13 protein-coding genes are annotated in these 21826 nt (G+C 39.9%); 10 read left to right on the forward strand and 3 right to left on the reverse strand.

What is annotated here, in order from left to right; genetic code table 11:
• Positions 1-2: 2 nt before the first annotated feature.
• On the forward strand, positions 3-1055 hold the full coding sequence (locus PSI23_RS00190; protein WP_273553163.1) for an alpha-xenorhabdolysin family binary toxin subunit B: 1053 nt from the start codon (positions 3-5) through the stop codon (positions 1053-1055).
• Between the two features lie 81 nt (positions 1056-1136).
• Here PSI23_RS00190 and PSI23_RS00195 read toward each other — a convergent pair whose 3' ends face one another.
• Entirely contained in the window at positions 1137-3542 is a 2406-nt protein-coding gene (locus PSI23_RS00195; RefSeq protein ID WP_273553164.1) for a beta-N-acetylhexosaminidase, read from the reverse strand.
• 158 nt (positions 3543-3700) lie between these two features.
• Positions 3701-4339 carry a TetR/AcrR family transcriptional regulator gene (locus PSI23_RS00200; protein WP_273553165.1) on the reverse strand — a complete coding sequence of 213 codons (639 nt, stop codon included), beginning with the start codon at positions 4337-4339 and terminating at the stop codon, positions 3701-3703.
• Positions 4340-4888: 549 nt separating this feature from the next.
• Here PSI23_RS00200 and PSI23_RS00205 point away from each other — a divergent pair.
• On the forward strand, positions 4889-6037 hold the full coding sequence (locus tag PSI23_RS00205; RefSeq protein WP_273553166.1) for a porin: 1149 nt from the start codon (positions 4889-4891) through the stop codon (positions 6035-6037).
• A gap of 116 nt (positions 6038-6153) precedes the next feature.
• Here the strand turns inward: PSI23_RS00205 and rdgC are convergent, their stop codons facing one another.
• Positions 6154-7065: a recombination-associated protein RdgC gene (rdgC, locus tag PSI23_RS00210; RefSeq protein WP_273553167.1), complete on the reverse strand. Its 912-nt coding sequence runs from the start codon at positions 7063-7065 to the stop codon at positions 6154-6156.
• A 168-nt stretch (positions 7066-7233) separates the two neighbouring features.
• Here rdgC and mak point away from each other — a divergent pair, with 168 nt between their 5' ends.
• The 8 genes from mak to PSI23_RS00250 all read left to right on the forward strand — a co-directional run bounded on the left by mak (position 7234) and on the right by PSI23_RS00250 (position 21651).
• Entirely contained in the window at positions 7234-8145 is a 912-nt protein-coding gene (gene mak / locus PSI23_RS00215; protein ID WP_273553168.1) for a fructokinase, read from the forward strand.
• Positions 8146-8904: 759 nt separating this feature from the next.
• On the forward strand, positions 8905-10170 hold the full coding sequence (locus PSI23_RS00220; RefSeq protein ID WP_273553169.1) for a porin: 1266 nt from the start codon (positions 8905-8907) through the stop codon (positions 10168-10170).
• 1021 nt (positions 10171-11191) lie between these two features.
• Positions 11192-12403, forward strand: a complete 1212-nt coding sequence (locus PSI23_RS00225; RefSeq protein ID WP_373567241.1) for a porin — start codon at positions 11192-11194, stop codon at positions 12401-12403.
• 63 nt (positions 12404-12466) lie between these two features.
• Complete coding sequence (locus PSI23_RS00230) at positions 12467-14422, forward strand: bifunctional 2',3'-cyclic-nucleotide 2'-phosphodiesterase/3'-nucleotidase (protein WP_273553171.1); 1956 nt, start codon at positions 12467-12469, stop codon at positions 14420-14422.
• A gap of 131 nt (positions 14423-14553) precedes the next feature.
• On the forward strand, positions 14554-16191 hold the full coding sequence (locus tag PSI23_RS00235; protein WP_273553172.1) for a bifunctional metallophosphatase/5'-nucleotidase: 1638 nt from the start codon (positions 14554-14556) through the stop codon (positions 16189-16191).
• A 324-nt stretch (positions 16192-16515) separates the two neighbouring features.
• Positions 16516-18150 carry an ABC transporter substrate-binding protein gene (locus tag PSI23_RS00240; RefSeq protein WP_273553173.1) on the forward strand — a complete coding sequence of 545 codons (1635 nt, stop codon included), beginning with the start codon at positions 16516-16518 and terminating at the stop codon, positions 18148-18150.
• Between the two features lie 126 nt (positions 18151-18276).
• On the forward strand, positions 18277-19911 hold the full coding sequence (locus PSI23_RS00245; protein WP_273553174.1) for an ABC transporter substrate-binding protein: 1635 nt from the start codon (positions 18277-18279) through the stop codon (positions 19909-19911).
• Positions 19912-20028: 117 nt separating this feature from the next.
• Positions 20029-21651, forward strand: a complete 1623-nt coding sequence (locus tag PSI23_RS00250) for an ABC transporter substrate-binding protein (RefSeq protein ID WP_273553175.1) — start codon at positions 20029-20031, stop codon at positions 21649-21651.
• Positions 21652-21826 lie beyond the last annotated feature (175 nt).

Raw genomic sequence — 21826 nt, forward strand, 5'->3', positions numbered from 1 at the left:
AAATGTCTGAAAATATTATCTCACAACAAGAAATCCAGTATCCAGAAATCAATATTAAAGATTTGAATCATGCGGTAAATAATATTTGGCTTTTGGCACAACGACAAACATCAGGTATTGAGGTTATTGGTGAAAAAGCCAAACAGGTTAGTATTTATAGCCGCGACCTCAATGAAATGATACGCGATTCTCTATCACAATTAACACCAATATTAAGCCAACTCACTGCCGGAAGTACTTTCGAAACTATCAGCCAGATTGATGAAGCTTTGGCAGGCTCCGATCTAGGCGATGATGATCGCAACGCTTTACTGGAAGAACGCGAGCAATTGATCCTGAAATTATCGAAAGATATCGATCATGTGATTGTTAATTTCAGTAACAGAACCAGTCAACTAACTGGCAAAATTAGAGATATTCGTAATATCGTGATTGCAGAACGTTTGAACGATATTTTAGTGCAAACGGAAGCACGAAAAGTAGAATTACAGAGTGATATCGAAAAGAAAGCAGAAAAAAGAAATAAGTTGGATGCAGAACGGGATAAAATTATCGAAAGTCAAGATGTCATTCGCGCAAATAATATCGCAGACATGTTTAAGGATTTTATCCCAAGCGCCAGTGACATCGATAGTTTGGATCTGACACAACCTAAAAAAGAAGCCATAAAACAGGCAATTAAACAAGGTGCGGAGATCGCCAGAAAAATATTAAGTAAAGTTTCTGAAGGGTTAAAATATATCGATTTGGCAAATGCCAGAATGAAACTCAGTGATCAAATTGATCAGTTGATACAAGAAACTGATGTGCTGAAAACCACATTACGGGAAACTGAACAGCGGCTTTCTGGTTTAAAAGATGTGATGCAAATCGACACAGAACGCGCCACTATGCTTTCCGAGGCGGTTAAACTGGATCAAGCGTGGAGTGCATTCGCCAATCAATTACACAAATTATCAGGCAAGGAAATTAATCAGGCCAATATAACGGTTCTGATAAACGACCAATTAAATTTCTTGGATAATTTGGCATCGCAATATAATATGCTGAAATAAATATATTAGTAATGACAAGGCTGAGAAGAATACTCTCAGCCTTATTATTCACCGCTTTATTATGATGAAATACTTTGATTTTTAATCAGCTGGGTTATTCAAATAATCAAACATCCGTTCCAACGGATATATTGCTCGTATCACCACTTCATCACGCATTTGCGCTCCCCGTGACAGTAGCTTCTGAGCATCTAGCCGTTGTTGTGGAGAAAAGGTTCTTCCGGCTTTGAGGTGATCCAGCATGACTAAACCAAGTTCAGCAATTTCACCAACATCATTGGCAACGGGCACAAGGTCACGCATCATATAGTTCGCATTGACGATTTTTATCAGGGAATCATGATTATCCCGCCAGCGTATCAGCCGGGCACGTAATACCTGTTCCGCTTGCCAATCCCGTTTATTCTTCAATAATCGGTTAACTAAAGTCTCCATTTCCCTGACAACATGACTTTCTGGCCCTATCGCGTCGGCAAAACGGTAAAGCGGTTCATATTGATGGTAATTACCGGCTTGAAATTTGGCATGATGGCGGGAGTAATATTGGGCCGGTTCCACAGCTTCAGCTAAAATCTGCAATGGCTCAATATTCGTACTGTTTGCCAGACGGGTCATCAAGCGCTGGCTATTGGCCTGCTGCTGTAAGCCGACAGATACCGTTGTCCACGCATCCATGGCTTGCAGACGCTGATACATGTGCTTCTCGTTTGTCAAATCTTTGGCAGACCAGAGCCGTTCAGCGATGGCAAAGGTGCGTGGCCAGAGTTTAATATCCAGCATTTCTGCGGTGACATTCTCTGACCATAACGCGGCTTCAGCCCCAAGAATATTTTGTTGATGATCGCTCGCTGGCACGACAGGTTGCTTGCCAATGGGAGTTACTGCCAGTTTTTCTCCTGTGATCGGATAGCGTACATTGCCCAGTAAAATATAACCGCCCGCCGTTTTCTGTTTCTGATCGAGCGTCACAACAGGCGTGGTTTCTCCCATCCAGCTATCCACCGTAAACCTGACTGTATCTCCTTGCCAAACAATCTTATCAACGGCGCGACGTGATTTTCCTGCGAAATCAATAAAACCACGCGAATTACCTTTGTTGTCTTGAATCAGGGTAAAACTGCCCGTCACGGGACTGCCCTTTAAACGTGGCATCGTAAACGACCAGCTTTGTATTGTCTCATCCGCTTTCACGTTGCCATCGATATTGAGTGGTTGTGGTAATACTTCATTGCGATAGTGATAGGCGGTACTTTGGGGTTGATCGAGGTAAAATCCCGTGGACAAAATCCCTTGATAGCCATCGTTGGCCGTTTTGCCCAATGAATCCTGCCCTTGCCATGATTGAATGACGATTGAGCGAGGCAATGAAGGATGGTAGATCTCATCCCAACCCACTATTTTGCGCCCATGCTTTTCAAGCAGTTTTTCCAGTTCCTGATTGAACCAAGCGTGCAGGGCATGTGTATCTTTCAAACCTTTTTCCTGCATAAATACCTGTATTTTTTTGGAAGCCAGCCACTGGGAAGCATCGACTTCGTCACCACCAATGTGAATATAGGGATCAGGGAAAATTTCAGCGACTTCCTCAATCAAGGTATCGGCAAATTGATGCACTTGAGGATTGCTCGGATCAAGTGTTGGTTTATGAACTCCCCATGTACGCTGCATTGGGTAAGTTTCACGTGCGCTGATCAGTTCAGGGTAAGCAACGGCAATGGCGGAGGCATGACCCGGTAAATCAATTTCAGGTACAACACGGATACCCAAACTACTCGCATAGGCAACGACATCCCTCATTTGCTCCTTGCTGTAAAACTGTCCGTCGCTGGCAAGTTGTTGCAGTTTGGGGTAATGCTCAGAAGCAAAGCGCCAGCCTTGATCATCAGTCAAGTGCCAGTGAAAGACATTCATCTTGGCAGCCGCCATACCATCCAGTTGGCGTTTTATCGCCTCAACGGGCAGGAAATGGCGAGCTGAATCAAGCATGACACCGCGCCATGAAAATCGTGGATTATCGCTGATATTGACCAGTGGAAAATAAGTCCCCTTGGCATCATTTTGGAGTAACTGTAGTAAGGTTTCCATGCCACGCATGGCGCCAAAGCGAGTCACCGCTTTCAATGTGGCACCGTTGGGGGTAATGACCAACTGATAACTTTCATCGCTGTTGGGCTGGGGAATCGGTGCTACTTTTCTGGCAATATTAATTCTGATCGTCGAGACAGGGGAAACAGCAGCTTCGGGCGATGGTAATATCCAGCCAGTTTGCGCTTCAATGCGTTTTCGCCAGTGGGATATCGCATCTTGCATATCATCCCCCGTGACGGTGATATTTAATTTCCGGTCAATATGATAAAGGCGCCCCGGTTGCACTGAAACTTGCTGTGGCCACGGCATAAGAGGCAGGTGATTGGCAGAATCTGCAATGGATGAAAAACTACAACTTAAGGCAGCAGCTAATAATAGAGGGCGAAAGGTAAATTTCATGGTATTTCTTCTCGTATCTTATTTTTATGAATCAGTAAGAAATTTTTTATAACGTGAGTTTTTTGATTAGAAAGGGCGCTGATGAAATAGCTGTTTCAGCGCCGATTATATTTTTGTGAAACTGAGATAGCCAGTAAGTAACTAGTTAATCAAAATGGCTATTTCTCGACAATCCCATGCTTAAGCAAAGTCACTGCTGCGTTAATGCGAGGTGTAATGTCTGTTTCTGGTAGTGGCGGAAGCAGTCCCAGTGCCATTTGTCTTAGCGGCTCTGCAATGGCCATTGAGATTATGAGTTCACTGGTGATATTAAAATCCATTTTTTTCAGTAATCCTTGTTGATATTGGCGTTCAAGCCAATGGGCCAAAATATTTCTGCTTCTTTCGATACTACTTTTTTGATATTTATCCAATAGTGCTTCACGATAAGGGAACTCAGACTGTAATAATCTAAATAACCCTACGGCTTCCATAGATAATGATTTCTCTGCCAGTTCAGTTAAATATATTTTCAATAATTTTATGAATTTCTGGTAATTATTGGCCTCTTTCTCAAAGGCAGGAATAGAACTATCTTTCCAACGCGTAACAATCTGTTCGAGTAAATCTTCTCGATTTTTGACAAAACGGTAGAGAGTTTTTTTGGCAATACCCGTTTTTTTGGCAACCACATCCATGGTCGTTTTGTTATAACCTTGATTAATAAGAAGTAGTAAGGTGACTTCGTGAATTTTTTGGCGTATTTCTTGCTCTGGAATTGTGGGCCGGCCTCGTGGACGTGAATGATTTTCTGCCATTTTAGCACCTTATAAGTTGTGAATATTTGTACCGCACTGGCGTGATCCCATTAATAAACAGAACATACTGATTTAAGTTTAAATGGAAGAAATAAATCACATTTCACCAAATACAGAACTCTTAGGTGCTTGTCAACAGTATCGAACAATGACTATCACGTAACCTATTATAAATATTCGTGAAAAATACAGATTCAAAATAATCAAGCAGTTCTCTGCTATGGAAAAACTCATTTTTTATCAATTTATTTATTATTTATAACTTACTGTTTTAAATAAGTTATTGTCATAATTAATGCTGTTTGGTTATGGGATTTATGCCTATGATGTGACTCTCTTCACAGGATGGCATTTTTTGCTAATTTTTGTTAGCAAAAGGTTTTATTAGACCTTAGTATCGTCATTGTTTGTTACAAATTTAACATTTAAGTAACGAAAGTGTGTAAAACATTCCGCTCACCTGATTCTTTATTCCAGAAAAAACATTTCTTGGGATATGGATTTCTTGGCAGTGGCGAAATAATAACAAGACCAATGAGGATCACGATAATGATAAAACGCAACACAATAGCAATGGCAATTCCGGTACTTCTCATGGCAGGGGCTGTAAATGCCGCCGAGATTTATAATAAAGATGGTAATAAAATCGATTTATACGGAAAGGCCGATGTCCAGAGAACATTCTCTAAATCAAGTAGCGAGGCTGGTGACGGCTCTGTTGGTCGTATAGGTATTAGAGGTTCAACCCAAGTTACGGATAAACTGACTGGTTTCGGGCGCTGGGAATTCAATATGGGTGCCAATGGAACAGAAGTGGAGAGCGGTAAAAATACCAGAACACGTTACGCCTTTGCTGGCGTTAAGTACGGTGAATATGGTTCGCTGGATTACGGCCGTAATATGGGAATCGTCTATGATGCCAACTCATGGACGGATGCACTGCCAGTATTTGGTGGTGATTCCATGGCAGCAACTGATAACTTCTTGATGGGGCGTTCAACAGGGTTATTAACGTATCGTAATACTGACTTTTTTGGTTTGGTGAATGGCTTGAATTTTGCCTTGCAGTATCAAGCTAAAAATGATGGTAGCACCAGAAATAGCCGCAGTGATATCGCAAGACAAAACGGTGACGGTTTTGGTCTTTCTAGTTCCTATGATTTTGGTAATGGTTTCAGTGTTGGTGCTGCATACGGTAATTCTAACCGCACTTCGGCACAGAAACTGGGTACTGAGGAAGCTAAAGTTCTGGCTAAAGGGAATAAAGCGGAAGCATGGATCGTCTCTGCCAAGTATGACAAAAATAATGTGTATCTGGCGGCCATGTATGGTGAAGCTAGCAACCTGACCAGATTTGGTAGTTCTGTGGACAAACACACTATGTTTGCCAATAAAACTCAAAACATTGAACTAACGGCTCAGTATCAGTTTGATTCTGGCTTGCGCCCATCAGTTGGTTTTGTTTATTCCAAAGGTAAAGATTTGGGCAAGGACTTAGCTGATAAGAGCATATTGACAGACAAGGGATCTGAAGATTTGGTGAAATATGTTGCTGTCGGTGCTTCCTATAACTTTAATAAGAATATGCGTACTTACGCTGAATATCAGTTTAATTTGCTGAAAGATAATAACTTCTCTAAAAATACTAAGCTCAACACTGACGATGTATTTGGTGTCGGGTTGGTTTATCAATTCTAATTGAAGTAAATGCCTTGAAATTAGCACCGCGAAAATAGCACGGTGCTATTTTATCGAACTGCCTCACTGGATATATCTTTGTAGGCAGTTCGTTAGTTATTCCCTTCTGTCTTATATTACCTTTCTGCCTCACCACCCAGTGCATCAATAGTGTTTTTGATCAGCGCACTTAATTCACCCGTCATTAAGGTAAAGTCTGCGTCAAATCGTTGGGCAACATCTTCACGATCGATATCATCGTTTTGTTCACGTAAGGTTTCGCTGAATTTGATACGTTTGAAAGCGCCATCATCTGACAGCATAAACTGAATGCGTTCTTCCCAATCCAAAGCCAACTTAGTGACATATTTACCGGATTCAATATGTGCCGCAATTTCGTCTGAGACCAAATCCTGTTTCTTACAGCGGATCACTCCACCTTCTTCCAGAATGGCTTTCAACTCAGCTTCATCCATCAGAGCATAGCCTGTAGGGAGATTACCTGAACGTACCCATTCGGTTAAGGTCAGCTCTATGGGGTCAGTGAAAGTAAGTGGAACAACGGGCAAGGAACCCAATGTTTTTCTCAGTAGTGCCAGATTATCTTCAGCACGTTTTGCGCTGGCAGCATCAACGATGATCAAATGGTTGACGGTATCGATCCAAATATAGGTTTGGCTAAAACGGCTGAACGCTCTCGGCAGCAGAGTGTGGATCACTTCATCTTTCAGTGAGTCTTTTTCAGTTTTTTTCAGTTTGCGGTGCTGTTCACCTTCCAGACGGGCTATTTTGGCCTGTAATTCCTGCTTAATTACAGGAGAAGGCAGCATTTTTTCTTCCTTGCGCGCGCAAATAAGGATTTGATTGCCGGAAGCATGGGTTAATGCTTCACCGTGAGAACCCATTGGAGAAATCCAGCCAGTTTTCATCATATCTTGGCTACCACATGGGGTGAATGCCAATGGGCTTAATTGTTTTTCCAGTTCATCCGCCGAAAGGGAAATTTCTCGGTTTAGACGGTAAATCATTAAATTTTTGAACCATAACATGCGGTTACCCCATATTGTTGCGCATCGTGACAAAAGTTATCTTAAAATATAAGGGTGCATAATAACGAATCATGTGACGAAGCCCTAGAACTTCATCAGTTTCATATAATAACTTCCTCAGTTTCATATAATAAAAAGCGTCGTCCTGCTAAATAGGAAAGGTAAGTTATGCGTATAGGAATTGATCTCGGTGGAACCAAGATTGAAGTGATTGCATTAGGTGATCAGGGGAAAGAGTTATTTCGCAAACGGGTGGATACGCCCCGTAATAACTATCAAAAAACACTGGAAGCCATTGTTGGGCTGATTATCGATGCGGAACAGGCAACTGGGCAGCAAGGAACTGTGGGAATTGGCATTCCTGGCGCTATTTCGCCTTTTACCGGAAAAGTAAAAAATGCTAACTCAGTTTGGATGAATGGACAAATCTTGGATAAGGATATAGCTGCTTTGTTGGGGCGTGAAGTGCGTATCGCCAACGATGCAAATTGTCTGGCGGTATCAGAAGCCACTGATGGTGCAGGAGAAAGGAAGCCAATGGTATTTGCCGTTATCATTGGAACGGGTTGTGGTTCAGGGATTGCATTTGAGGGGCGGGTTCACGCCGGTGGCAATGGATTGGCGGGAGAATGGGGACATAATCCATTACCGTGGATGGATGAAGAAGATCGGGCATATCAGGATGAAGTTCGCTGTTTTTGTGGCAAACCGGGATGTACTGAGACGTTTGTGTCGGGCACTGGATTTATGACGGATTATTTCCGTTTAAGCGGAACTCAGAAAAAAGGTTATGAAATCATAGAGGCTTTGGCGCAGGGAGATAAGTTCGCCGAATTGGCAATGTGTCGCTATGAAAGGCGTTTGGCGCGGGCACTGGCGCAGGTGATTAATTTACTGGACCCGGATGTAATTGTACTCGGCGGTGGAATGAGCAATGTCGATCGTCTTTACCAAACATTGCCGGATTTAGTCAAAGAGTGGGTTTTTGGTGGAGAGTGTGCGACACCAATCAGAAAAGCAGCGCATGGTGATTCCAGTGGTGTGCGTGGTGCGGCTTGGTTATGGCCTCCTCAGCAATAAACCGTATTCCTGCCAACGATAACGGCATAATTTAGAATACATTTCAATCTAATCTATCCAGAAAATTTCAAGTTGTGTGTCACGGTGAAGAAAGCTACTAAAAAACCGCAACTTGAAAGATGAATAATCATGATAAATAAATTCTATTTGGGGTTGTCTTATTTTCCTTATCCGGAAAAATAGAAATGGTTGATTAAAAGTTTAATTAATCAATATTTTTAACCTAATCAGTTAATTATCACTCTATGTTGTATGGAATAATGTTGATAATAAATAAATGTGTTTTTCATATTAATAATTGTTTATTTTTTTAATAAAAATATATTCATTATTAATCAATAAAATATAGTGTGTTGTTTTAAATTCATTTACTTTTTTATTAGCGGAAACACCGTCTTGTTTATATTATTGTTGGCTTGGCAATCAACTGGACTTTAGACACTTGGTGTCGTATTGTTGGGATATCCGGTTTCAACTATTTTTTGAAAGTAAATATAAAAATTTATACTCATAGTTTTAATTGTTTTCCTCATATGTTTTTATTTATGAGCTGCGTAACGTAAAAATCTAATAGAGATTAGATAACTTTAAATATTATTTAAAGTTTATCATCTTTTTTCTTGTGCGATTTTCTTTGGTGAAAAAGTCGTGACGGGCATTTATTGCCCTAAATATTTTGTCGATTATTCTGCGATAGAGAGAGCTTTTGTCTGAAAGAAAATCTAATTATTAGACTTGATATTTGATAGGTGCTTTTTTATGAAAACTATCATGAAACCGTTGGTTATTTTAATTGGATTATCGGTAATATCTGGCAGCGTCAATGCGGTTACAGTATACAACGACAAAGGAAGTAAGGTGGATGTGACCGGTCAACTAGGTATAGAAATGAAACTAACCAACGATAATCCTAAGGGCAGAATTTTAGGTCAAAATGACTATATCGGAGTTAATGCCAGTCATAAACTGAGCAAAGGTATACAAGTATTCGGTAACGTATTATGGGATGCTGATAGCCAAGGAGCGAGCAGCGTTGGAGCTGATGTCAGACATGAATTGACCAACGACATTCAAGTGTTTGGCAGAATGGAGTGGGGTTCTGAAACTCAAAGAACATACAATTACGATTGTAATACGGATATTGGTGTGTATAAACAAATAGGTTATATCGGCGCTCATTATCGCGGTATTGGTGAAATGAGAATTGGTCATACTGATATGCCAATCAAATGGGAACCCAAATCCAGATTCGATTATTTTAACGACGATCTGTCTTATTTCAACTACGTATATGAATTCGATGATAATCATAGAAAACATAAGACAATAAATCTTTTTGACAAATTGCCTGAAACTATGACTATTTTTGCTCAGACCGATAGTTATAAAGGTCTTAGTCTCGCAGCAACCTACAGTGATAAATTCAGCTCAGGTAACGAACGTCATCATGGAGATATTCACGATGCTTACTCAGTCGTCGGTTTTTATAAATCAGACTTTGGTTTGGAAGCCAGTGCGGGTTATGCTCAAGTAACAGGGCAAGGAAAAGATAAAAAATTGGGTGGTGGAAATATCAGGCTGCCTTTTCCGCAAAATAACCTAATGGCTATTAGTACGGAGTATTATTTCCCCGGTCGTAAATTCTCCATTGGCTTGGACTATCAGCAAAGACGTTCCCGAAATTCAAAAAGAGAGGAGGTGCAGAAAGGTAGTGATGAAGGTTCGCAGGCAAAACTGATAGGTAAAGGGAAAGAAAATCTATACGGGGTGGGTGTAAAATGGTATTGGGACGAATTGGACAGCGGCTTGTATGCAGGATATTACCTGCGTGATGCGAATAACGAGCAAGGAATAAGACATCAAGAGCAAACTTACATAGTCGGTTTAGATAAAAATTTAATGGCTTCTGAGTACAGTAAACTGACCTTATTTGTTGAAACGAAATATGATTCTATCCATAGTGATGTTCAGGCCGAAAATAAAAAGGAATCCATTCTGGGAATGGGGGCACGTTTGTCTTTTTAAGCAAAATTTTATAGGGAGAATCTGATTCGGGTTCTCCCGTATCATTTGTGGATTGACGGTGTAGAGGCCTCGGATGTTCAGCACAATCTGTAAGTTTGCAGAATTGGTGGTGGAATGGGCAATATCGCTTGTCTTTACCAAACGTTGCCGGATTTAAAAAACTGTAACTTGAAAGATGAATAATCATAATAAGTAAATTCTATTCGGGATTGCCTTATTTTTCTTATTCTTAAAAAGGGATGATTTATTAAAGGTTGGCTTAAGTGAAATTTTTAACTTGATCAGTTAATTCTATTTTCATGTTACCCGTAATAATGGAAATAATAAATCAACTCATTCATTATATTTATGATGAATATTTTAATATAAATAAAAATATATTTATTTTCTAATGAATAAAATAATAGGAATAACTTTAATTTTATTAACTCTTAGGCGATAAAAAATACGAGATATTAAATAAATAAAAAGTGCCGATGAAAAGAGATGTACCTAATGAAATTGTTTCAAGGCAATGATAAATAAAAGTATTTCTAATATTCTCATGAATTGGTCTTCAAAATGGAAACCATAATTGATGATATTATGTGATATGTATCACATAGTATTGCAATAATTTGTCTATATATTTGTGTTAATGTGGGTTTCTTCACGAAATACACTGTTTTTTTAGGTTATTATTATTATGTGTAATAAATGAGAACTTAAGCTTTTAGGAGAGTTTTATTTGATTCTCCAATCCCTGTTCTTGCTTAAAAATAAAACAAAACATTGTTACACTCCATTTTGATTACTTACTCCATATTGATGTTTATTAAACTCTCAACGGGAAGATGTAATAGAGATTAGATAATTTTAAATAGCATTCAATTTTGTCATTTTTTGAGCGATTTTCTTTTGATAAAAAATCGTGACGGGTATGTATTGTCTTAAATATATTGCCCTAAATTTATTGCAGTTTGTTCTGCGATAGAGCGAGCTTTTGCCTGAAAGAAAATCAAACTATTAAATTTAATATTTTGTGGGTGTCTTATTTATGAGAAGCATAAAACCATTAGCTGCTTTAATTGGTTTATTAGTAATGTCTGGTAGTGCCAATGCGGTTACAGTATATAACGATAAAGGAAGCAAGGTAGATTTGACTGGTCAAGTGCGTATGAAAACGACAGTGACCAGTGATGATCGTGATATTCAAATTAAAGATGACGGTAGCCGCATCGGGGTTAATGCCAGTCATGAACTGACTAAAGACATTCACGTATTTGGCAAAATGGAGTGGGGTTCTGATACCCAAAGAACTAACAGCGATAACGTCAAAACGAGCTTCGATATGTATAACCGAGTTGGTTATATCGGAGCCTCTCATCGTGATATTGGCGAAATGCGAATTGGCCGCACTTATATTCCCATCGACTGGGTGAAAAAATCCAGTTACGGCTACGGTAACACGGGAGTGTTTTATTTCAGCGACGTACTGGGCCGTGCAACGGGTTATGACAGCAAGGGTGTTGGTAACAATAACTTCCTTACCCGCTTGCCTCAGACTATTTTCGTTCAAACTAATAGTTATAAAGGTTTCAACCTTGCAGCAACTTACAGTGGTAAATCAGGTTCGGATAACGAACGCCATCATGGTGATATTCGTCACGCTTATTCAATAGTTGGTTTCTATAAATCGGACTTTGGTCTGGAAGCCAGTGCTGGTTATTCTCAAGCAACGGGAGAGAGGAAAAAACCGGTAACGATAGGAACTGAAAATAAAGGGGAAAGTACCGTTAATGCTGGACTGGCTTCTCCACAAGATAGCTTGCTGGCTTTTGGTGCGGAATATTATTTCCCTGGACGTGAATTCTCCATTGGTTTGGATTATGGGATAGCACGTTCCAAAAACTCAGGGTTAGTGTACAAGGAAGGTGCAGGTACAAGCCTACAGAGCAAATCTGTCAAAGGAGACTGGAAAGCAAACTTATATGGCGTGGGCATGAAATGGCACTGGGATAAGATTGAAAGCGGCATGTATGCAGGATATTACCTGCGTGACGGGGATGCCAATACATTCAACTATAAAAAACAGACTTACACGGTCGGTTTAGATAAACGTTTTGTGGTTTCTAAGTACAATAACCTGATCCTATTTGTCGAAACGGCATACGATGATGTCCGTAGCGATAATCCGGCTTACAAAAATAAAAAACAAACCATTCTGGGAACAGGAGCACGTTTGTCTTTTTAAGCCAAATTTCATAGGGAGAATCTGATCCGGATTCTCCCGTATCATTCTATAAAGAGGCATAGCATGATGAAGAATGTGTTGAAAGTGTCAACATTGGCAATGTTGGTGGCATTTAATGTAAACGCGGCAACCGTGGATTTACGGGTAATGGAAACCTCAGATATTCACAGCAATCTGATCGATTTCGATTACTTTAAAGATAAATCCACTGAGCAGTTTGGGTTAGTTCGTACAGCGAACTTAATCAAGGCAGCCAAAGCTGAAGCAACCAATGCGATCTTGGTAGATAACGGTGACTTGATTCAAGGCAGCCCGCTGGCGGATTACATGGCGGCAAAAGGGTTGAAGAAAGAAGACGTTCACCCAGCCCACCAATTGATGAACACCATGGGCTATACCGTGGGTAACTTTGGGAACCATGAATTCAACTTCGGATTGGATTATCTGAAACAGGCCATTGCCGGTGCTAAATTCCCTTATATCAACGCCAATATAATGGATGCCAAAACCGGCAAAAATTATTTCACACCTTATATTATCGTTAATACCCCAGTTAAAGATCGCGAAGGCAAAGAGCATACCATTAAAGTCGGTTATATCGGTTTTGTTCCACCGCAAATCAGCATTTGGGACAAAGCAAATCTGGATGGCAAAGTTGTTGTTAATGACATCACTGAAACCGCGAAAAAATTCGTCCCTCAAATGAAAAAAGAGGGTGCAGACCTGATTATTGCCATTCCGCACTCAGGGTTTTCTCAGGAACCTTATAAAGCGATGGCAGAAAACTCCGTTTATTATCTGAGCAAAGTTCCGGGTATTAATGCCATCATGTTTGGTCATGCCCACGGCGTGTTCCCAAGCAAGGAATATGCCGGTATCAAGGGCGTTAATGTTGCCAATGGAACAGTTAACGGAATTCCTGCTGTAATGCCGGGACAGTGGGGCGATCATCTGGGCGTTGTTGATATGGTGATCAATAACGACAGTGGCGAGTGGAAAGTCGCATCAGCCAAAGCAGAAGCCCGCCCTATCTATGACAAAGTGCATAAAAAAGCACTGGTCGAACGTGATAGTAAACTGGCCTCCATCATCGCAAAAGATCATCAGGGAACCCGCGATTTCGTTGGTAAATTCATCGGTAAAGCCTCTGCCAACATGTATAGCTATCTGGCGCTGATCCAGAGTGACCCAACCGTGCAGATCGTCAATGATGCGCAGGTGGATTACACCAAACGTTTTGTTCAAGGCGATCCAAATCTGGATGGACTGCCTGTTCTGGCGGCGGCCGCACCTTTCAAAGCGGGCGGACGTAAAAATGCACCGGCTGACTTTGTAGAAGTGGAAAAAGGTAATCTGACTTTCCGTAACGCGGCTGATTTGTACCTCTATCCAAATACACTGGTAGTAGTGAAGGCAACCGGGAAGGATGTGGTTGAATGGCTGGAATGCTCTGCGGGCATGTTTAACCAAATCGATCCAGATTCCGCCAAACCTCAAGAGTTGCTGAACTGGGATGGTTTCCGCACTTATAACTTCGATACCATCGCGGAAGTTAACTATAAGATAGACTTAACCCAAGCTGCAAAATACGACACAGATTGCCAGCTTATCAATAAAGGTGCGAACCGCATCAAAGATGTGACCTATCAGGGTAAGCCGATTGACCCGAAAGCTACTTTCCTGATCGCCACCAATAATTACCGTGGTTATGGCGGCAAATTCGCAGGAACCGGAGAAGATCACATCGCGTTTGCGTCACCGGATGAAAACCGCACCATTCTGGCTTCTTACATTTCCAGAATCACCAAGGAGAAGGGCGTAGTATCCACACAGGCTGAGAAAAATTGGTCATTCTTGCCAATCAAAACAGATAAAAAGTTAGATATTCGCTTCGAAACTTCACCATCAGAAAAAGCGGCGAAATTCATTAAAGAACATGCCCAATACCCAGTGAATTACTTGAAAAATGATGATATCGGTTTTGCGATCTATCAAATTGATCTGACAGAAAAGAAATAAAACTTACTGAACTTAATTGTATTAATGCCTGCTCTCCTGCATAGCAAAAGGGCAGGCAAATTATTTATCTGCTATAGCAAAAATTTTGAAGTGATTGATTGTCCGAAACCTGAACATTAAGAGATAACAAAATGAATTATAAATATAAATTAATTCCGATTGCGATTGGTGCTGCATTATTGGCAGGGTGTGTAACCAAGCCAGCTTATGATCCTGCAAATGTCGTGGATGTGCGGGTTCTGGGCCTGAACGATTTTCATGGAGCACTGAAAGCCCCCGGCCCTAACCAGCCGGGTGGCATTGAACATATGGCAACCTTGATCAAGGCGTTGAAACAAGAGAATCCGAATAATATCGTCGTTGCCGCAGGTGATATGATTGGCGCCAGCCCACTGCTTTCTTCCATGTTCCATGATGAACCGAGCATCGAAGCGCTATCTCTGGCTGGATTGGAAGCGACTTCGGTCGGCAACCATGAATTCGACAAAGGTAAGAGTGAATTGCTGCGCAAGCAAAATGGCGGTTGCCATCCTGTGACAGGTTGTCAGGGGCCAAAACCGTTTAAAGGGGCGGAGTTCCAATATCTGTCTGCCAACGTTACGGTTAATGAAACGGGGAAAACGCTGTTCCCTGAGTATGTCATCAAAGAATTTGATGGTATTCCGGTTGCCTTTATCGGTCTGACGTTGGAAGGAACCCCGGCTATTGTGACTCCGCAAGGCACAGAAGGACTGACATTTTCCAATGAAGTCAAAACCATTAACGCCTTAGTGCCGGAATTGCAGAAAAAAGGGGTGAAAGCAATAGGGGTTTTGATCCACGAAGGTGCTGCACAGAAACGTGATGGAGGGCGCATTGATGTCAATGCCTGTAATGATGTGACGGGCAAAGTATTGGAGATCGTCAATCATCTGGATAAAGAAGTGGATTTTGTGATCAGCGGTCATACCCATCAGGCTTATAACTGCGTGATTAATGGTAAATCCGTCACTTCTGCTCAATCCAATGGAGCACTGCTTACTCAGTTAGATCTGAAATTGGATAAAACCACCAAAGATGTGGTGGACTTCAAGGCTAAAAATATCTGGGTTGATAACCGTAAATATGGCAAAGATCCAAAAATCACTGAACTACTGTCATCCTACGAAAAAATAGCCACACCACTGGCGAATCGCGTTATTGGCAAGTTGGAAAGCAATCTGACCAAGGAAACCAGCGCTGGCGGGGAGTCTGCATTGGGTAAAGTTATCGCGGATGCCCATTTATACGCAACAACCGCTAAAGAAAATGGCGGAGCGCAGATCGCGTTCGTCAACAGCGGCGGTATCCGGGCGCCTATGGATGCGGGAGATGTGACTTATAACGCGATTTATACCGTTCAGCCATTCTCCAATGTGATGGTGACCAAGACACTGACTGGTGAGCAGATTAAACAATTGCTGGAGCAGCAATGGGATCGTTCACGTCCGCAGGTACTGGCGGTATCCCATAGTCTCCAATATTCTTGGGACAGCACCAAACCAGTGAGTGATCGCGTGATTGTCAATTCAATCAAAATCAATGGGAAGCCAATCGATCTGAAAGCAAAATATCGTGTGGCGGCCAATGAATATCTGGCGACAGGCGGAAGTAACTTCTCCGTATTTAAAGAGGGAACCGATCCAGTATATAACGTGCCGGATATTGATGCGGTAGTGAAATACTTCTCGGAAAAATTCCCGATCTATTACCCGAAACAAGATCGAATCATTGATCTCGGGGCAAAATAATGTGACAGCGGTAAAAGATAGCGCAACTTGTGGTAGATAAAACAAGTAGATCAAAGATATTGTAGTGGTTGTTTGATCCAGATTAGAAGGGCAACGCTAATTATTATGCGTTGCACTTTTTTATTGGAACATGTATTGGAACACATTTTAATTTTAAAGCGAATTCTAATTACTCGAAAATATAACTGAATGTAGTAATTTTCATATCCGTAATGGTTATAAGGCAATAGTTATAAGGCAATAGTTATAAGGCAATGGCTATAAGGTAATAGTGATATATGTAATGATTATTTAATAATAAAAACAGTTATGGAGACCTCTAATATGCAGAACATCTTGATAAGGATAATAAAAAATAAAATAGCCAGAATATTAACCTATTTTATCAGTCTGATTTTAGGAAGTGTTACTCTCTCTTATGCTGCTGTTGTTCCTCCTAATATTCAATTGGCGGATAAGCAAGAAATTACCCGTAATAATTTCTCTGAGCCAGGTTCTTTAGATCCACATAAATCTGAGGGTAGTAGTGAATTTGATATTTTGCAGGATTTTTTTGAACGCTTGGTTGATACGGATAAAGAAGAGAATATTATCCCCGCTTTGGCTGAACGCTGGGAAACCAAAGATAATAAAACATGGATCTTCTATTTAAGAAAAGGGATTAAATGGTCTGACGGTGCACCGATTACAGCTCATGATGTGGTTTTTTCTTTCCGGCGTCTGGTTACGCCCGACACCATTTCTCCTTACGGTAGTTACTTGATCCAAGCTAAGATTGTGAATGCCCGTGATGTGTTGTCTGGCAAGAAAAAGTCAGAAGAGCTGGGAGTAAAAGCACTGGATGATACAACGATAGAAATTACACTGGAAAGGCCAAAAGCGGGTTTTCTGCATATGATGGCACATCCCGCAGTATCTCCTGTTAGTGAGAAGGTTATCAAAAAACATGGTAGTAAATGGACTCTGCCCCAAAATTTTGTCAGTAATGGGCCTTTTAAACTCTCTGAATGGGTGGTGAATGAAAAAATTGTTGGTGTCAGAAACCCCTATTATTGGAACAATAAAAATACCGTAATTAATAAAGTCACTTACCTGCCATTATCAGATTATAAAGCTGACCTTAACCGTTATATGACAGGAGAGATTGATATATCCAATGGTGGGCCATCGGAATTCTTGCCAATGGTTAAGAAAAAGTTTGGTGATCAATTGCATGTCAAACCCGTAATGAGTGTTTATTATTATCTGTTTAATATGCAAGAACCGTTGTTTAATGATGTTCGGGTCAGACAGGCGCTGACTTTAGCATTGGATAGAAACATTATCACCGACAAAGTATTGGGCAATGGACAAAAACCCGCTTATGACGTGGTGGCTCCGGGCAGTGGGGGTATTTATTTAAAACATCCTGAATATGCTTCGTGGACACAAGAACAGCGTGTTGCAAAGGCCAAAGCATTACTGAGTGAAGCGGGTTTTGATGAAAAGAATCCACTTAAGTTTACCCTGCTATATAACACCTCTGATGGTCATAAAAAAATTGCTATTGCTGCCAGCTCGGCATGGAAAAAGTATCTCGGTGTAGAAGTTATTTTACAAAATCAGGAAACTAAAACACAGAATGATAGTATGACCCAAGGCAATTTCGAGCTGACGAGATACGCGTGGAATGCTGATTATAGTAGCCCGACCAGCTTTTTAGATATTTTCACATCAGGAAATACCAATAACCACATGAGATATCAAAATAAGGAATTTGATAAATGGGTTTTAAAAGCAGATGAAGCTAACGATCCAGCCGATTACCAACAGGCTATCGATATTCTCAATAAAGAGATTCCTGCTATTCCTGTCTATTATTATGTCCGTGTGAAATTAATTAAGCCTCATGTTGGTGGAGTTCATATTGATTCATTGGGAAATATTCCAACAAAAGATCTTTATATTATCAAACAATAAAGATTCAATAATAAGAGCCGATTAAATCAGGCTCTTATTACTTGATTAAGTTAATTGAAATCATAATCTAAATAAATATGGTAGCGTAATGTAATAATAAAACCTGCAATTAATGGAGAGTAAAACATGAAAAAAATCATGGCGAGGATACGTAAAAACAAGATCACCCAGATCCTTACTTGCTCAATGGGAATACTATTAGCAAATATCGCACTGTCCCATGCCGCAGTCGTTCCACCGGGCACTCAATTGGCTGAGAAACAAGAGATTGTGCGTAATAATGGCTCTTTCCCCGCCTCATTGGATGTGCATAAAGTAGAAAGTAATGTCGAACTGAATATTATTCATGATTTTTTTGATGGTTTGGTCTATACCGATAGAAAAGGCAATATCGAACCGAGATTGGCAGAACGTTGGGAAACCGATGACAATCAAACATGGATTTTTCATTTAAGAAAAGGGGCAAAATGGTCTGATGGCTCACCAATCACCGCTCATGATGTGGTATTTAGCTGGCGGCGTTTACTTGATCCGACAATGGGTTCCCCTTATGGCAGTTATCTTGGGACGGCTCATGTCATTAATGCAAACGATGTATTGTTAGGTAAGAAAAAAGCGGAGGAGCTTGGTGTTAAAGCACTGGATGATCTCATATTGGAAGTAAAACTTGATAAGCCAGTGGCTTATTTCTTGCAGATGCTAACTCATCCGATTTTAGTTCCTGTCAGTGAAAAAGTGGTCAAAAAACAGGGTGATCAATGGACGCATCCAGATACTTTTGTAGGCAGTGGTGCGTTTAAATTGTCTGAATGGAAAGTGAATGAAAATGTTATTGGGGTCAGGAACCACCATTATTGGGATGATAAAAACACGATAATTAATAAAGTCACTTATCTTGCTATTACATCAGAAAAGTCAGATTTAAACCGTTATCTTGCTGGTGAAATTGACATGACCATGACCATTCCCTTGGACTCTTTTGCATCATTAAAGAAAACATTGGGCGATCAAGTTCATATTGATCCGATGCTCAGTACTTACTATTACGTCTTCAATACTAAAAAACCGCCATTTAATGATGTCAGAGTCAGGAAGGCATTAAATTTAGCTATAGACAGAGATGTAATCGCTGAAAAGGTATTGGGAATGGGGCAACTTCCCGCTTACAATATTCTTCCTCCTAATATTGGAGGAATTGTATTAAACCCACCAAAATATGCCTCATGGACACAGGAACAAAGGATTAAAGAAGCCAAAAAATTGTTAAATGAAGCAGGTTTTAATCAAAATAATCCACTCAAATTTGACCTACTTTATAACACAAGAGAATTGCATAAAAAGGTTGCTATTGCTGTCACTTCAATGTGGAAACAGAACTTAGGAGTGCAAGCCAACTTACAAAACCAAGAGTGGAAAGTGATGTTGGATAATATGCACCAGAACAAGTTTGATGTCGTCAGATACGCATGGACAGCGGATTACAATAGTCCCATGTCTTTTCTGGATACTTTCCTGACAGGAAGCAGCCATAACATCCCGCTTTATGAAAATAGTGTTTTCGACCAAATGGTGATTAAAGCTGGTGAAACTAATGATATCGTTTATTACCAAAAGGCGCTGGATATTTTTAACAATGATATTCCTGTGATTCCGATTTATAGTTATGTCAGTAATCGAATGGTAAAACCGCATGTTGGCGGGTTCTATGCAAGCCCCATGGATTATATTTCTACAAAAGACCTCTATATTATTAAACATTAAATTGAATCAGCACCTGTTAACAGGTGCTGATTGTTATAGAGCTTATTAAGCTAAAGGGTTTATTATCTGGATAAATAAAAAAATACAAGCACAAATACCAATTTGGAGAGTTAAAGTATGAAGAAAATAACAATCAGTAAAAAAATAAAATTATTATTCTGTGCCATTACATTAATCTTTGGAAATATATCACTATCTTATGCGGCGATTGTACCAGAAGGAACACAGTTAGCAGATAAACAAGAAATCGTGCGTAATAATGGCTCAGAGCCTGCTTCATTGGATACACATAAAGTTTCAAGTGATGTTGAATTCAATATTATTAGCGACTTTTTTGATGGCCTTATTTATGTTAATAGTCAGGGAAAGATTGAACCAAGATTAGCAGCTCATTGGGAAACTAAAGATAATAAAACATGGATCTTTCATTTAAGAAAAGATGCAAAATGGTCAGATGGTTCCCCTATTACAGCTCATGACGTGGTATTTAGTTGGCGGCGTTTGATTGTTCCCGATACGGTTTCTCCTTATGGAAGCTATCTTGAAAATGCTGCTGTAATGAATGCAAATGAGGTGCTGATAGGTAAGAAAAAAGCGGAAGAGCTTGGAGTAAAGGCTCTGGATGACATGACCTTAGAAGTGAGATTAGATAAACCCGTCGGAGATTTTCTACAGATGCTGGGCCATCCTGTTATGTTTCCGATAAGTGAACAGGCAATAAAAGAATATGGTGATAAATGGACCAGGCCGGAAGTATTTGTAGGCAGTGGGCCATTTAAACTTTCTGAGTGGGTCGTAAATGAAAAGATAGTAGGGGTCAGAAATTCTCTCTATTGGGATGATAAAAATACAGTAATTAATAAAGTGACCTATCTTCCTCTCTCTTCAGAGAAAGCAGATTTAAATCGTTATCTGGCGGGAGAAATCGATATTACCAATACTATTGCAGCAGAATCTTTTCCATCATTGAAGAAATCATTACCTGATCAGGTACATATATCTCCTAAAGCCACAGTCTATTTCTATGAATTTAATAATAAAAAACCACCATTTAATGATATCAGGGTCAGGCAGGCGCTGAGTTTAGCTGTAGATCGAGATATTATTGTTGATAAAATTTTAGGACAGGGACAATTACCCGCTTATACTATGCTTACCCCAGATATAGGGGGATTTAATTTCAAACAACCTGATTATGCTTCGTGGACTCAGGAACAGCGTATTGCTAAAGCTAAAAAATTATTAAATGAAGCTGGTTTTAATCAAAATAATCCACTTACTTTTAATCTTCTTTATAATACTCAGGAAGGGCATAAAAAAATTGCCATTGCTGTTGCTTCAATGTGGAAAAAAAACCTTAGTGTAAATGTTGTTTTGCAGAATCAAGAATGGAAAGTTATGTTGGATAATATGCATCAAGGAAAATTTGATGTTATCCGGCGGGCATGGGTTGCTGATTATAATAGTCCGATGACATTCTTATCTATATTTTCTTCGAAGCAGGTCAAAAATACATCTCTGTATGAAAATAGTGAGTTTGATAATTTATTAGAAAAAGCCAGTGCGGTTAATGATAAAGATTATTATCAACAGGCATCTGATATATTAACAAAAGACTTACCAGCTATACCTGTTTATTTTTATGTTAATCATAATATGGTTAAGCCTTATGTTGGTGGATTTCACGCTAACACGAGAGGGGAGTATCTTACAAAAGATCTTTATGTTATTGAGCATTAAGTAGTAAATCATCAGAGTCTGTATAAACAGACTCTGATAACAGTAAGATGATAAATAATAAAAGCATGATTTTAAAATCATGGTTATAAATACAGTATCGCCTGTGTTTGTAGAACTAATTTTTTGTAATTTAGTGAATGTATTTTTATTATCAAATTGATTTAAAATTAAAAAA

The organism is Xenorhabdus yunnanensis (assembly GCF_028598805.1).
In the GTDB taxonomy this organism is placed as follows: domain Bacteria; phylum Pseudomonadota; class Gammaproteobacteria; order Enterobacterales; family Enterobacteriaceae; genus Xenorhabdus; species Xenorhabdus yunnanensis.

Bases quoted from the DNA above. Each gene is read 5' to 3' on its own strand.
- PSI23_RS00205 (WP_273553166.1), top strand. From the start codon at position 4,889: ATGATAAAACGCAACACAATAGCAATGGCAATTCCGGTACTTCTCATG.
- PSI23_RS00230 (WP_273553171.1), top strand. From the start codon at position 12,467: ATGATGAAGAATGTGTTGAAAGTGTCAACATTGGCAATGTTGGTGGCA.
- rdgC (WP_273553167.1), bottom strand. From the start codon at position 7,065: ATGTTATGGTTCAAAAATTTAATGATTTACCGTCTAAACCGAGAAATT.
- PSI23_RS00240 (WP_273553173.1), top strand. From the start codon at position 16,516: ATGCAGAACATCTTGATAAGGATAATAAAAAATAAAATAGCCAGAATA.
- PSI23_RS00250 (WP_273553175.1), top strand. From the start codon at position 20,029: ATGAAGAAAATAACAATCAGTAAAAAAATAAAATTATTATTCTGTGCC.
- PSI23_RS00190 (WP_273553163.1), top strand. From the start codon at position 3: ATGTCTGAAAATATTATCTCACAACAAGAAATCCAGTATCCAGAAATC.
- mak (WP_273553168.1), top strand. From the start codon at position 7,234: ATGCGTATAGGAATTGATCTCGGTGGAACCAAGATTGAAGTGATTGCA.
- PSI23_RS00195 (WP_273553164.1), bottom strand. From the start codon at position 3,542: ATGAAATTTACCTTTCGCCCTCTATTATTAGCTGCTGCCTTAAGTTGT.
- PSI23_RS00245 (WP_273553174.1), top strand. From the start codon at position 18,277: ATGAAAAAAATCATGGCGAGGATACGTAAAAACAAGATCACCCAGATC.
- PSI23_RS00220 (WP_273553169.1), top strand. From the start codon at position 8,905: ATGAAAACTATCATGAAACCGTTGGTTATTTTAATTGGATTATCGGTA.
- PSI23_RS00200 (WP_273553165.1), bottom strand. From the start codon at position 4,339: ATGGCAGAAAATCATTCACGTCCACGAGGCCGGCCCACAATTCCAGAG.
- PSI23_RS00235 (WP_273553172.1), top strand. From the start codon at position 14,554: ATGAATTATAAATATAAATTAATTCCGATTGCGATTGGTGCTGCATTA.